The sequence below is a fragment of the Rhodanobacter sp. AS-Z3 genome (assembly GCF_029224025.1).
GTDB lineage: Bacteria > Pseudomonadota > Gammaproteobacteria > Xanthomonadales > Rhodanobacteraceae > Rhodanobacter.
In genome coordinates this window covers 741,525-754,111 of sequence record NZ_CP119392.1, presented here as the reverse complement: position 1 = coordinate 754,111, position 12,587 = coordinate 741,525, and the positions used below count along the sequence as shown (strand labels likewise).

Here is a 12,587-nt window from a genome sequence, read left to right as displayed (position 1 = left end):
GCAGCGCGCGCAGGCAGCCATGCCGGGAAGCTCAAGAGAAAGCTTCACGTTGACCCGGGTCAGGCGTCAGCCATGACATCACGGTTCCGGCCGGAATGCTTGGCCTCGTAGAGGGCCGCGTCCGCCCGTGCCAGCAACTGCTCTGCGGTCTCGTCGCGGCGATGTTGTGCAACCCCGGCGGAAAAGGTGACCTGGCAGGTAGCCAGGCACGCGTCTGCGACCGCATGGCGAATACGTTCCATCACCCGACAGATGCACTCCTTGTTGCCGTGTATCAGCAGGACAAATTCTTCACCGCCCCAACGCCCGAGCGTATCGAAACTGCGCAACTGGGCGCTGGCATGCCTGGCGAAGGCCTTCAGTACGTCATCCCCGGCGGCGTGCCCCAGCGTGTCGTTGACGCGCTTGAAGTGATCGATGTCCAGAATGGCGACGCAAAACGGCATGCCTTCGCGGGATGACATGGCCACTTCCCGCTCCAGCACGACTCGTGTTGCGCGGCGATTCGCAATACCCGTCAGTTCGTCGCTGACGGCCAACCGCTCGACCTCCGCCAGCGCGCGCGAAAGCGCCTCACGCTGGTTACGCAGCTTCCGTCGCATACCCGAGAGGCGTGCGGCGATAGCCGCCAGTGCCGGCAAAACCACGACCAGCATCAGCACGTTGTTGATATCCAGGCGCAGCGGCGGCACCTGCCCGCGGGCGGGAACCCAGGACGGAAAAATGTAGCGCAGCACTACCGCCGCGATCAGGCTGGACACGGCCAGCACCGTCAGATAAGCGATCTGGCGCCAGCGCAGGGTGAAAGCGCCAAACGCAAAGATCACCATGATTGGAAACAGTGCCGATGTTCGCATCGGCCCACAGATCAGGTAGCCCCAGTTGACCGCCAGCACCCCCATGGAAAGCTGCCACACCGTCACGGACGGATCGCGAAAACGTTCGGTCCAGCCACTGCGCAGTGCGGCATAACCGGCTGCCAGCACCGCGAACACGAACGCCAGCCACAGCATCAGCGCGGACGTGTTCATCCAGCCCTGTCCGACGCCGGTAATCAACAAGGTAGCGGCGCCAACATAGACGCCGCTGGCGATCGTCCACTGAACAAGACGGGCTCGGCGCTGCGGGCTGCGACTGAGCACGACATCCATGACCTGGTTGAATGTAACTCTCAACAACGTCGCCCCCAACCCGGTTCCAGTGGTGCACCCCCAGGCCACTTTTTCGGCCGTCGCACGGAAATCTGGAGCGTGTGCATCGCTGCAATACTGTCGGTCCACGGTGCCAGCCCGCTCATCGCCACGTCTGCCAACGCACGCTCGGCCTGCACGATGCCGTCGGCGACGCGCTGAGTCTGCCAGCGGATGGTTGTTGAAAAAGTGAAGAACCTGGATCAACGGCGTGCTGCAGCGGCGCGCACGCTTTTCGACCGTGGCGCCGGGACAGCCCTGCTGCAATACCCGCCAAAGCAAGGCGGTCCGCCGCACTCGCGGTCGGATAAATCATTCGCCACTCCACGGCGCCGAATGCATCCGCTACACCCGAACTCCCGTATCTGTCAGTGACACCCCGCTTCTACGAACCATCGACAGGTACGCCGCATGCCTCAACCACCCGCCATCTCCAGCGCGCAATCCGCGCCGCTTGCCGCCCCGGCCAGTGGCGGCCGCTCGTGGCTGGGCCGCACGTTGCGCCGCTGGTTTGATACCAGTGCAGCCGTGGTGGTGGATGAAAGCCGTGAGGACCGCATCGACTGGCTGCGCGCCGCACCGTTCCTCGCGATGCATCTGGCATGTCTGGCGGTGATCTGGGTCGGCGTGTCGCCGATTGCCCTGATCGTGGCGGCAGCACTTTACGCCTTGCGCATGTTTGCGATCACCGGTTTCTATCACCGCTATTTTTCGCACCGCACCTTCCAGACTTCGCGCGTGGTGCAGTTTGTGTTTGCCACCATCGGCGCATCGTGCGTGCAGCGCGGGCCGCTGTGGTGGGCGGCGCATCATCGGCATCATCATCGGCATGCGGACACCCCCAGCGATCCGCACTCGCCGAGGGTATTCGGTTTTGTGTGGAGCCACGTCGGCTGGTTTCTGACCCCGCGCAATTTCCGCACCGACCTGGCGCGGGTGCCGGATCTGGCCAAGTACCCGGAACTGCGCTGGCTGGATCGTTTCGACATTGCCGTGCCGGTGCTGCTGGCCGTTGCGATGTACGGGCTGGGCGTGTTGCTGCAACACGTGGCGCCACAGCTGGGCACCAGCGGCGGACAGATGCTGGTGTGGGGCTTCTTTGTTTCCACCATCGTGCTGTTCCACGCCACGGTGACGATCAATTCGCTGGCGCATCGTTTCGGCAAGCGTCGTTACGAAACGAAAGACGATAGCCGCAACAATTTGTGGCTCGCCCTGCTGACGTTCGGCGAAGGCTGGCACAACAACCACCACTTCTTCCCCGGTTCCAGCCGGCAGGGTTTCCGCTGGTATGAGGTCGACCTGACCTGGTACGGGCTGAAACTGATGTCGATGCTGGGCCTGGTGCGTGGACTGAAACCGGTGCCGGCCTGGGTGCTGGCCAAGGCGAGGACCTGAGCCATGCGGATTGCCGTGGTCGGATCGGGTATCGCGGGGCTGGCTTCGGCCTGGCTGCTGTCGCGCAAGCACGAAGTCACCTTGTTCGAGGCGAACAGCTATTTCGGCGGGCATACGCACACGCATGACGTGGAGCAGGCCGGCCAGCGCTATCGCATCGACAGCGGCTTCATCGTGCTCAACCCGGAGCACTACCCGCTGCTGACGCAAATGTTCGCGCAGCTGGGCGTGGCGTCACAGCCGACCACGATGAGCTTCTCGGTGCACAGCGAGGCGAGTGGGCTGGAATACAACGCCGCCACGCTGGATACGTTGTTCTGCCAGCGCCGCAATCTGCTGTCGCCGCGCTTTCTTGGCATGGTGCGCGATCTCACGCGGTTCTATCGCGAGGCGCCGGCACTGCTGCTGGCGCGCGACGACATGACCAGCCTGGGTGACTATCTTTTGCAACATGGCTATGGCGCCGCGTTCCGCGACGAGCACCTGGTTCCGATGGCCTCGGCGCTGTGGTCGTCGCCGCCGACGCAGATCCTGCAATTCCCGGCGCGTTATCTGGTGCAGTTCATGGCCAATCACCAGATGCTGCAGCTCAGCGATCGGCCGCAGTGGCGCGTGGTGAAGGGCGGTTCCTCGACCTATGTGGCGGCATTGCGCGCGAACTGGTCGGTGCACGAACGATTGAACTGTCCAGTGCAGTCGATCCTGCGCCACGCTGGCGGCGTCGAAGTGAACAGCGCGGCCGGGATCGAGCATTTCGATCAATTGGTGCTGGCTTGCCACAGTGATCAGGCACTGCGCCTGCTGGGCGACCCGAACCGACGTGAGCAGTCGATCCTCGGCGCAATGACCTATCAGGCCAATGAAACCGTGCTGCACACGGACGCCAGTGTATTGCCGCGCCAGCGCAAGGCGTGGGCGGCGTGGAACGCATGGTTGCCGCGCGATCCTGATGCGGCATGCACGGTCAGCTACTGCATGAACTTGTTGCAAGGCATAGAGTCGCCCGAGCCGTTCGTGGTCACGCTAAATCGCAGCGAGGCGATCGACCCGTCCAAGGTGCTGGCACGGATGAGCTATCACCACCCGGTGTATACGCAGGCGTCGGTGCTGGCACAGGCGCGCAAGGCGGAAATCCAGGGCTGGCGTCGAACGTGGTATGCCGGCGCTTACTGGGGCTGGGGTTTCCACGAAGACGGCATGCGCAGCGCGGTCGATGTGGCTGCCGCGCTTGGGGTGCATTGGCCGCTGGGCACCGAACCGCTGCTGGCAGCGACGGCACGTGAGGCAGAGCTGGCGACATGACCATCAAGCCGGCCAGCATGAAGCTGCAGTTGAACAGCGCCATCTACGAGGGCGTGGTGCGTCATCGTCGGCATGCGCCCCATCCACACGCTTTCAGCTATCGCATGGCGCAGTTGTACCTGGATCTGGATGAAGTCGAGCAGGTATTTGCCAAGCGCTGGCTGTGGTCGACCCACCGTCGCAATGTGGCCGAGTTCCGCCGCAGCGACTATCTGGGGCCGACCGACCTGCCGCTGGCCGAAGCGGTGCGCCAACGCGTCGAGCAGGCCACCGGCTGGCGACCGACCGGGCCGATCTATCTGCTGACGCACTTGCGCTATTTCGGCATGGTGTTCAATCCAGTCAGCTTCTATTACTGCTTTGCGGAAGATGGCCAGACGCTGGTGGCCGTGGTTGCCGAGATCACCAATACGCCGTGGAAAGAACGCCACGCTTACGTGCTGCCGATCGAGCGCGCGCACATCCACGGCCGCGCGCTGCACTGGAGTTTCGCCAAGACCTTCCACGTGTCGCCGTTCATGCCGATGGATTGCGAATACGACTGGCGCTTCACCGTGCCCGCCGAAGACTTGATGGTGCACATGAATGTGCTGCGTGAAGGCCAGCGCGCGTTCGACGCCACGCTGAACCTGCAACGCCGGCCGCTCACGGCGGCATCGCTGGCCGGCGTGCTGTGGCGCTATCCGCTGATGACCTTGCAGGTTGTCGGCGCCATCCATTGGCAGGCACTGAGGCTGTGGCTGAAGCGCAACCCGGTGCATGACCACCCCGCCAAAGCTTCACGCGATGCCGACTGACACGACTCCCCGAGGTTTGCCATGAACGAGATCGCCACGCATATGTCGCACGACACGGTCACCCTCGGTGGACTGGATCGCTTCCTGCGCCAGCAATTACTGAATCAAATGCACGGCCTGCGCCACGGCCGCTTGGTGTTGCAGGACGCGTGCGGCACCGTCGAACTGGGCGAGCCAGCGAGCGCGCACTCCGATCTGCAGATTCATCTGCACGTGCTGGATCCGGACTTTTACCGCGCCGTGGCACGCAACGGCAGCGTCGGCGCGGGCGAGTCCTATATGGACGGCCAGTGGTATTGCGACAATCTGGTCGGCCTGATCCAGTTGCTGGTGCGCAACCGCGACCTGCTCGACGGCATGGAAAGCGGGCTGGCCCGACTTGGCGGCATGGCGATGCGTGGCTGGCACGCGCTGCGCCGGAACACCCGCGACGGCAGCCGCCGCAATATCGCCGCGCACTACGATCTCGGCAACGACTTCTTCAGCCTGTTCCTGTCACCGGACTTGATGTATTCCTCGGCGATCTGGACCGACCCGGCGGACACGCTGGAGACCGCTTCCGAACGCAAACTGGAACGCATCTGCCGCAAGCTCGACTTGCAGCCCACCGATCGGGTCATCGAGATCGGCACCGGCTGGGGCGGCTTCGCTTTGTACGCGGCGCAGCACTATGGCTGTCATGTCACCACCACCACGATTTCGCGCGAGCAGCATGCACTGGCCAGCGCGCGCGTCGCCGAAGCCGGTATGCGCGCACACGTCGAGTTGCTGCTGGAGGACTATCGCGACCTCGATGGCCAGTACGACAAACTGGTGTCGATCGAGATGGTCGAGGCGATCGGCGCGCCGTATCTGGACGTCTATTTTCAAAAGCTTGGCAGCCTGTTGAAACCCGATGGGCTGGCGCTGGTGCAGGCGATCACGATTGAAGACCACCGTTATGCGCAGGCGCTGAAGTCGGTCGACTTCATCAAGCGCCATGTGTTTCCCGGTAGCTTCATCCCGTCGATCAACGCGTTGCTGGTCGCCAAAACCCGCGCCAGTGATCTGGCGCTGACCCAACTGGAAGACTTCGGCAGTTCCTATGCGCTGACCTTGAAGGCCTGGCGCGAGCGCTTCATGGCCAAGCTGGCCGACGTGCGCGCGCAGGGTTTCGACGAGCGCTTCGTGCGCATGTGGGAGTTCTATCTGGCTTATTGCGAAGGTGGCTTCCGCGAACGCTCGATCGGCGTGGCGCACTTGCTGATGGCCAAGCCGGACAACCGTCGTGCTGCACTGCTGCCGGAGTTGCACGCGTGAGCTTCTGGCTCAGCCTGATCGGTTATCAGGCGGTGTGGTTTACCGCGGTGATCGGTGCCGGTCACGGCGTTGCGTGGCCGGGTGTTCTCGCCATGCTGGTGTATGCGCTGGTGCAGCTGACGTGCGCACGCAACTGGCGCACCGACCTCAGCCTGATCGCCGCCGCGCTGGTGTTCGGCTTCCTGCTCGACGGCACGCTGATCCGCAGCGGACTGGCTAACTATGCCGCCGGTTGGCCGGGTCTGGCGCTGGCACCGGGCTGGATTCTCGCGCTGTGGGTGACCTTTGCGCTGACCTTCAGCCAATCGCTGCGCTATCTGCAGAGCCGGCTGGTGCTGGCGGCACTGCTGGGTTTGCTCGGCGGGCCACTGGCCTACCTCGGCGCGGCGCGTGGCTGGCAGGTAGTGAGCTTTGCCGACCCGACATGGCGGGCGCTGCTGGTGCTGGCGATCGGCTGGGCATTGGCCACACCCGCGCTGGCATGGCTGGCGCGACGCAGCAACGCGTGGTCAACGCGGGCGTCAACAGGAGCATCCGCATGAACCCGTGGTGGCAACTGCTGATCGTGTGGCTGCTGGCCGCGTTGATGATGACGCTGGGCTGGCAGTGGCAGCGCAAGCGCAGCAATGCGGGCATCGTCGACGCGTTGTGGGCGGCCGGTCTCGGCGGCAGCGCCGTGCTGCTGGCGCTCACCGGCAGTGGCGCGGCCTGGACCCGCGTGACGCTGGCTGTACTGGGTGGCGCCTGGGGCGCGCGACTGGCGCTGCATCTGTGGAAGCGCGTGCGCGGCGAAGCGGAGGATGGTCGCTATCAAAACCTGCGCGCGCACTGGCAGGGCGCGCAGTGGAAATTCTTCGCTTTTTTCCAGTTTCAGGCCTTGCTGATCGTGTTGTTCGCGCTGCCGTTTGCAGCCGTCGCAAGCAACCCGCAGTCATCGAGTCGGTGGCTTCCGGCAGCTGCAGCGATCTGGTTGCTCAGCGTGATCGGCGAGTCGATTGCGGACGCGCAACTGGCGCACTTCCGCGTCGACCCCGCGAACAAGGGGCAAACCTGCCGCCGGGGTCTGTGGCACTACTCGCGCCACCCGAACTACTTCTTCGAGTGGCTGCACTGGTTCGCCTATGTCGCTTTGGCCATCGGCTCGCCGATCAGTTGGCTGGCGTGGTCCGGGCCGATCGTGATGTATGTATTTCTGCGCTGGATCAGCGGCGTGCCCTATACCGAGGCACAAGCGCTGCGCAGCCGCGGCGACGACTACCGCGAATACCAGCGCACCACCTCGATGCTGATTCCCTGGTTTCCCAAGAGGTCCGAACGATGAACACCGCCGCCCCCGCTTCCACTGAATTGCCTATTGAGCGCCCGGCGACGGGCCTGCTGGGCATGGCCGAGCGCGGCCACATTCCCGATGCGTTGTTGCGCCAGGGTATTCGCCGCTTGTGCGCGCAGCGCCTGCGCGAGGAACAGGCCGGTGGGCTTGACGCGCAAGCCGAGCGTTATGCCGAACGCATCACCATGTTGCGACACAGCCCGGTGGCGATCCATACCGACGCGGCGAATGCGCAGCACTACGAACTGCCGCCGGCGTTCTTCGAACTGTGCCTGGGCAAGCGGCTGAAGTATTCCGGCTGTTACTACCCGCGCGGCGACGAGTCGCTGAACCAGGCCGAGGAGGCGATGTTGGCGCTGTATGGCGAACGCGCCGAACTGGCCGACGGTCAGCAGATTCTCGAGCTGGGTTGTGGCTGGGGTTCGCTGACGTTGTGGATGGCCGAACGCTATCCAAACGCGCGCATCATGGCGGTATCCAACTCCCGGCCACAGCGCAAACACATCGAGAAGGAATGTCTGCGGCGCGGCCTGTTCAACGTGCGCGTGGTCACCTGCGACGTGAATCAACTGGAACTGGACGCGGGCCAGTTCGATCGCTGTGTATCGATCGAGATGTTCGAGCACATGCGCAACTACGACGTGCTGCTGAAGCGCATCGGTGGCTGGTTGCGACCGGGCGGAAAATTGTTCGTGCACATCTTCGCGCACAAGACCGCGATGTATCCGTTCGAGACCGCCGGCGACGACAACTGGATGGGCCGGCACTTCTTCACTGGCGGCTTGATGCCCGCTTCCGACACGCTGCTGTGGTTCCAGTCGACCCTGAACATTGAACAGCGCTGGCATGTCGACGGCACGCATTACCAGCGTACCGCCAATCACTGGCTGGCCAACCAGGATGCCCACCGCGACGAAGTGATGAAGGTGCTGACGCTGGCCTATGGCAGCAAGGCCGCACCGCTGTGGTTCCAGCGCTGGCGCATGTTCTGGATGTCCTGCGCCGAGCTGTTCGGTTACGCCGATGGCCAGGAATGGCTGGTGGCGCACTACCGCTTCGTGCGGCCCTGAGCTGATCACCAATCTTTCCACTTTCGCCGGATAACACTCATGAAAATCTCCAAGACCCTGTTGCTGGCTTGTGCCGTTCTGCTGAACGCCAGCGCCTGCGCCAGCACCCTGCCACCGATCAAGCCGGTGGCGCACGTCGACCTGCCCCGTTTCATGGGCAACTGGTACGTGATCGCCACCATTCCCACCCGCTTCGAGAAGACCGCTTACAACGCGCTCGAGGTTTACACGCTCAAGCCCAATGGCGACGTGGCCACCTCGTTCCACTTCCGCGACGGCAGTTTCGATGGCGAGAAGAAGGACATCCATTCCACCGGCATCGTCAAGGACGGTACCGGCAATGCGGTATGGGGGGTGCAGGTGTTCTGGCCGATGAGGGCGCAATACATCGTGGCCTATCTGAAGGATGACTACAGCCAGGTAATCGTGGCGCGCGATGCGCGCGACTACACCTGGGTGATGGCAAGAACACCGACCATTCCGCAGGCTGACTACGACGCCTTGCTGCAGCGGGTAAAAGCGCTGGGTTATCCGCTGGACAAGATCCGCAAGGTGCCGCAGCAGGCATCTCAGTTGTCGGAATGATGGTCGCCGCACGATCCTGACGACTTTTCGGATGGTTCTTTCTCCACCCATTGCGCGTCGACGCGGCTGGCGTGGTGAATAACGGCAAGTCGTTGAGCGGGCATATCGTCCACGCTGTACTCGGTGCGGAGTGGTTTCCCCGGCAAAACGTCGGCGTGGGTGCCGAATACTTCTTCAGTCGCAGCGTGCTGCACCCGCAGAAGCAGGCCTGCAGCGGCGACCTCGACATCAAGCTCGATGGCCCATCGCTGCTCGTGCGCTTGCGCTTCCGAGCGTGCCCGACGCCCGACGCTTCCGGCACAGGTGCTGGGCAGGACGGGTGTCGTTGATGCATGATCCGGGATAGCGACCGCGCATTCAGGCGTCAGGTCCACGCAGGGGAAGTGATGCGTAACCGGATCGCGATGGCGGCTGCCTTCACCATGTGCGTGCTGGCCATCGTGGTGCCGACCACCGCGGCACTGTACGTGGCGCACCGCCAGAGCGTGCAGAGCGCCAGTGAGCAGGCTGCCAGCCTGGTCGGCGGCGTTTTGCATCGGGTGGACGACATGGGTGTGCAGGCCAATGGCGCCTACCAGCGACTGCGCCAGACCGACACACCGGAACCCTGCTCCACGGCCAAGCGCGCACAACTGCGCACGGTGTTGATGGATTACGACTATCTGCAGGCGGTCGGCTATGTCTCCGGCAGCCGGATCACCTGCTCGGCGGTGAGCTCCGACTTCGACAACGCCGATATCGGATCGCCCAGCTATACCAGTGCCTTGGGCACGCGGGTCCACCTGGCGGTAACCATCCACGGCAACCGACCGTCGGTTGTGATGGAAAAGAATGGCTTTGCCGCCGCGACGCATCCAGAAATACTGCTCAACGCTTCGACCAACATCCCCGGGCTTGCCCAAGGAATATACGGTCGCAGCGCACGACAGGTCTGGGCGCATGCAGGCTACTTTGACCCGCGCTGGCTGACCCGGCTGGGCGACGCCGCGTCGGCGACGTTCTTCGACGGGCAGTATCTGGTGGTCGTCCAGCCATCGAAGTCGCTCGACATGGCCGCCTACGTGGCCATTCCGCTGGCGTATCTGAATTCACGGCTGCGATCATTCGTGGTCATCCTGCTGCCGATCGGGCTGGGCGTTGGCGCGGCGCTGGTGGTGGCGGTTGTGTTTCTGGTTCGCCAGCGGATTTCGTTGCCGGCGATACTTCGCGGCGGGCTCAAGCGCAAGGAATTCGTGCTGTATTACCAGCCGATCGTGGAACTGGCCAGTGGCCGTCTGGCAGGCGTTGAAGCCTTGTTGCGCTGGCCGGCGAACAAGCAGATCGGCATGCGCCCCGCACTGTTCATCCAGGCTGCCGAGGAATGCGGCTTGATCCAGCGCTTTACCGAGTACGCGCTGGAGCGGGTGGCGCTCGACGGCCCGCGTTTGTTCCGTGCGCACCCGGGCGTCTATATCAGTATCAACCTCTCGTCCGTCGACCTGCGTTCGGTCCGCGTGGTGGAGTGGCTGCGTCGACTGATCGCGACGCCGGGTATCGCGCCCTACAACATCGTGGTGGAGTTGACCGAGCATTCGTTCGTCGAGCCCACTCGCGCGGGGCAAACCATCGAGCAGATTCGCGCCATGGGCATCCGCGTGGCCATCGATGATTTCGGCACCGGCTTTTCCAGCCTCTCCCACCTGCACAACCTGAGCGCGGATTACCTGAAGATCGACAAGGTCTTCGTTGACGCGATCGGTACGGACTCGGTGACCAGTGAAGTGGTGCTGCACATCATCGAGATGGCTCGATCACTCAATCTCACCTTGATCAGCGAAGGCGTGGAAACGCGCAGTCAGGCCGACTTCCTGCGCCAACGCGGGGTGACTTTTGCGCAAGGCTGGCTGTTCAGCAAGGCGTTGCCGCTGGCTGAGCTGTTGCGCGAATACGAAGCAAGATGAGCGCTGCCAAAGCGCCGGCGCTGCAGACGTCCGCTGCTCCGCAGACCGCGCAATCGGGCATGATTCGATCTGGCTGCCACCCATCGAGCCTGGCGAGTCGCAGTATCAGCGAGGTGACATGAGCAGTCGTAAGGCCATGATTGTCGCGGTGTCGGTCAGCCTGCTGGCCATCGGCCTGCCAACCGGCGCCGCCTTGTATCTGGCGTATCACCAGAGCATGCAACAGGCGAGCAGCCAGTCGATGGAAGTGGCGGCAGACGCCTTGGGTCGTGCAGAAGCCGTGGCCGAGCAGGCGCAAACGGCGGTGGACCGACTGACGCCAACCACGACGGCCGACCCCTGTTCGGCTGCGCGTCAACTGCTGATGTTGCGAACGGCCCTCGACCTTCATTACGTCAAGGCGGTGGGTTATATCGTCGACACCAGGGTGCTGTGTTCTTCCGGCGGCACCGCGGGCGCCGGCGACTCACTGGGGCCGGTCGCGTTCGTCAGCCCCAGCGGTATCCAGTTTCGCCCCGCGGTCGATCTGGGTACCGGCAAGCAATTTGTGGTCTTGCAGCAAGGGCACTTGGCGGTAGCCATCGATCCTGAGTCGCTGCTCGACATCCGCCCATCCGACTCCGCGATTGCGTTTGGTACCTATATCCCCAGTCAGGGGAACTGGCTGCGCGGCCACGGCGAGTATCGAAAGGACTGGGCGTCCCGCCTGGGCAGCGCGCACGCAGTCACTTTCTTTGACGGCGACAACCTGGTGTCGATTATCCGCTCGTCCAGCCGGTTCGATGTTGCCGCCTACGCTGCGATACCGGTGAGTGACCTGCACACGCGCCTGCGCGAATCCGCCGTGGTGCTGGTGCCGATCGGTGCGATCCTTGGCCTTGCCGCCATGCTGGCCCTCATGCACCTGGCACGGCAACGCACCTCGATGCCGGCGATGCTGCGGCTGGCGCTGAAGAAGCGCGAGTTCGCCCTGCACTACCAACCCATCGTGGCACTGGACTCCGGCCGCATGGTCGGCGCCGAGGCGTTGCTGCGCTGGCAGCGGCGCGATGGCAGCGGCATGCGTCCCAATGTTTTCATCCCCGCCGCGGAGGACTGCGGCCTGATCCACCGGCTGACCGAGTACGTGATACGCACGGTTGCGATCGAGGCACCGAGCTACTTTCGCCAGCATCCTGACGCATATATCAGCATCAACCTGTCATCCACCGACCTGCATGACGAACACACGGTCGTACTGCTGCGTGAGTTGCTGCAGACCCGCGGCATCGAAGCAAGGAATGTGCTGATCGAAGTTACCGAGCACTCGTTCATCAATCCCGAGCTTGCCAACCGGGCGATTGCCCAGGTGCGTGCCATGGGCATCCGCGTGGCGATCGATGATTTCGGTACCGGTTTTTCCAGCCTTTCGCATTTGAACAATCTCAGCGCCGACTATCTGAAAATCGACAAGGTTTTCGTCGATGCGATCGGTACCGACTCGGTCACCAGTGAAGTGGTGCTGCACATCATCGACATGGCCAAGTCGCTCAACCTCACCCTGGTCAGCGAAGGCGTGGAAACCGAAGAGCAGGCTGCGTTCCTGCGCGGGCACGGCGTGGGCTTCGCGCAGGGCTGGCTGTACAGCAAGGCCAAGCCGATGGCCGTGTTGTTGGCCGAGCAAAAGCCGGACTGAC

General features: G+C 63.5%; 12 protein-coding genes. 11 read left to right on the top strand and 1 reads right to left on the bottom strand.

Features of this window, described 5'->3' with window-relative positions:
- Window positions 1–59: 59 nt before the first annotated feature.
- Entirely contained in the window at window positions 60–1,151 is a 1,092-nt protein-coding gene (locus tag PY254_RS03180; RefSeq protein WP_281014028.1) for a GGDEF domain-containing protein, read from the bottom strand.
- Between the two features lie 450 nt (window positions 1,152–1,601).
- Between PY254_RS03180 and PY254_RS03175 the strand changes: the two genes are divergently transcribed.
- The 11 genes from PY254_RS03175 to PY254_RS03125 all read left to right on the top strand — a co-directional run bounded on the left by PY254_RS03175 (window position 1,602) and on the right by PY254_RS03125 (window position 12,586).
- A complete protein-coding gene (locus PY254_RS03175; RefSeq protein WP_281014027.1) occupies window positions 1,602–2,588 on the top strand; it encodes an acyl-CoA desaturase in 987 nt (328 codons plus the stop codon).
- A 3-nt stretch (window positions 2,589–2,591) separates the two neighbouring features.
- A complete protein-coding gene (locus PY254_RS03170; RefSeq protein WP_281014026.1) occupies window positions 2,592–3,890 on the top strand; it encodes an NAD(P)/FAD-dependent oxidoreductase in 1,299 nt (432 codons plus the stop codon).
- Window positions 3,887–4,687 carry a DUF1365 domain-containing protein gene (locus tag PY254_RS03165; RefSeq protein ID WP_281014025.1) on the top strand — a complete coding sequence of 267 codons (801 nt, stop codon included), beginning with the start codon at window positions 3,887–3,889 and terminating at the stop codon, window positions 4,685–4,687. The genes PY254_RS03170 and PY254_RS03165 overlap by 4 nt, the downstream gene beginning before the upstream one ends.
- Window positions 4,688–4,708: 21 nt before the next feature.
- A complete protein-coding gene (locus PY254_RS03160) occupies window positions 4,709–5,986 on the top strand; it encodes an SAM-dependent methyltransferase (protein WP_281014024.1) in 1,278 nt (425 codons plus the stop codon).
- Entirely contained in the window at window positions 5,983–6,528 is a 546-nt protein-coding gene (locus tag PY254_RS03155; protein ID WP_281014023.1) for a DUF2878 domain-containing protein, read from the top strand. The genes PY254_RS03160 and PY254_RS03155 overlap by 4 nt, the downstream gene beginning before the upstream one ends.
- Window positions 6,525–7,307 (top strand): DUF1295 domain-containing protein, encoded by a 783-nt coding sequence (locus tag PY254_RS03150; RefSeq protein WP_281014022.1) that lies wholly within the window; start codon window positions 6,525–6,527, stop codon window positions 7,305–7,307. The genes PY254_RS03155 and PY254_RS03150 overlap by 4 nt, the downstream gene beginning before the upstream one ends.
- Window positions 7,308–7,369: 62 nt before the next feature.
- Window positions 7,370–8,386: an SAM-dependent methyltransferase gene (locus PY254_RS03145; protein ID WP_281015142.1), complete on the top strand. Its 1,017-nt coding sequence runs from the start codon at window positions 7,370–7,372 to the stop codon at window positions 8,384–8,386.
- A 39-nt stretch (window positions 8,387–8,425) separates the two neighbouring features.
- Window positions 8,426–8,971, top strand: a complete 546-nt coding sequence (locus tag PY254_RS03140; protein WP_281014021.1) for a lipocalin family protein — start codon at window positions 8,426–8,428, stop codon at window positions 8,969–8,971.
- Window positions 8,972–9,045: 74 nt separating this feature from the next.
- Window positions 9,046–9,300 (top strand): hypothetical protein, encoded by a 255-nt coding sequence (locus PY254_RS03135; RefSeq protein WP_281014020.1) that lies wholly within the window; start codon window positions 9,046–9,048, stop codon window positions 9,298–9,300.
- 57 nt (window positions 9,301–9,357) lie between these two features.
- A complete protein-coding gene (locus PY254_RS03130; RefSeq protein ID WP_281014019.1) occupies window positions 9,358–10,911 on the top strand; it encodes an EAL domain-containing protein in 1,554 nt (517 codons plus the stop codon).
- A gap of 118 nt (window positions 10,912–11,029) precedes the next feature.
- Entirely contained in the window at window positions 11,030–12,586 is a 1,557-nt protein-coding gene (locus PY254_RS03125) for an EAL domain-containing protein (RefSeq protein WP_281014018.1), read from the top strand.
- Window position 12,587: the final 1 nt, after the last annotated feature.

Bases quoted from the DNA above. Each gene is read 5' to 3' on its own strand.
- PY254_RS03180 (WP_281014028.1), bottom strand. From the start codon at position 1,151: ATGGATGTCGTGCTCAGTCGCAGCCCGCAGCGCCGAGCCCGTCTTGTT.
- PY254_RS03175 (WP_281014027.1), top strand. From the start codon at position 1,602: ATGCCTCAACCACCCGCCATCTCCAGCGCGCAATCCGCGCCGCTTGCC.
- PY254_RS03170 (WP_281014026.1), top strand. From the start codon at position 2,592: ATGCGGATTGCCGTGGTCGGATCGGGTATCGCGGGGCTGGCTTCGGCC.
- PY254_RS03165 (WP_281014025.1), top strand. From the start codon at position 3,887: ATGACCATCAAGCCGGCCAGCATGAAGCTGCAGTTGAACAGCGCCATC.
- PY254_RS03160 (WP_281014024.1), top strand. From the start codon at position 4,709: ATGAACGAGATCGCCACGCATATGTCGCACGACACGGTCACCCTCGGT.
- PY254_RS03150 (WP_281014022.1), top strand. From the start codon at position 6,525: ATGAACCCGTGGTGGCAACTGCTGATCGTGTGGCTGCTGGCCGCGTTG.
- PY254_RS03145 (WP_281015142.1), top strand. From the start codon at position 7,370: ATGGCCGAGCGCGGCCACATTCCCGATGCGTTGTTGCGCCAGGGTATT.
- PY254_RS03140 (WP_281014021.1), top strand. From the start codon at position 8,426: ATGAAAATCTCCAAGACCCTGTTGCTGGCTTGTGCCGTTCTGCTGAAC.
- PY254_RS03130 (WP_281014019.1), top strand. From the start codon at position 9,358: ATGCGTAACCGGATCGCGATGGCGGCTGCCTTCACCATGTGCGTGCTG.
- PY254_RS03125 (WP_281014018.1), top strand. From the start codon at position 11,030: ATGAGCAGTCGTAAGGCCATGATTGTCGCGGTGTCGGTCAGCCTGCTG.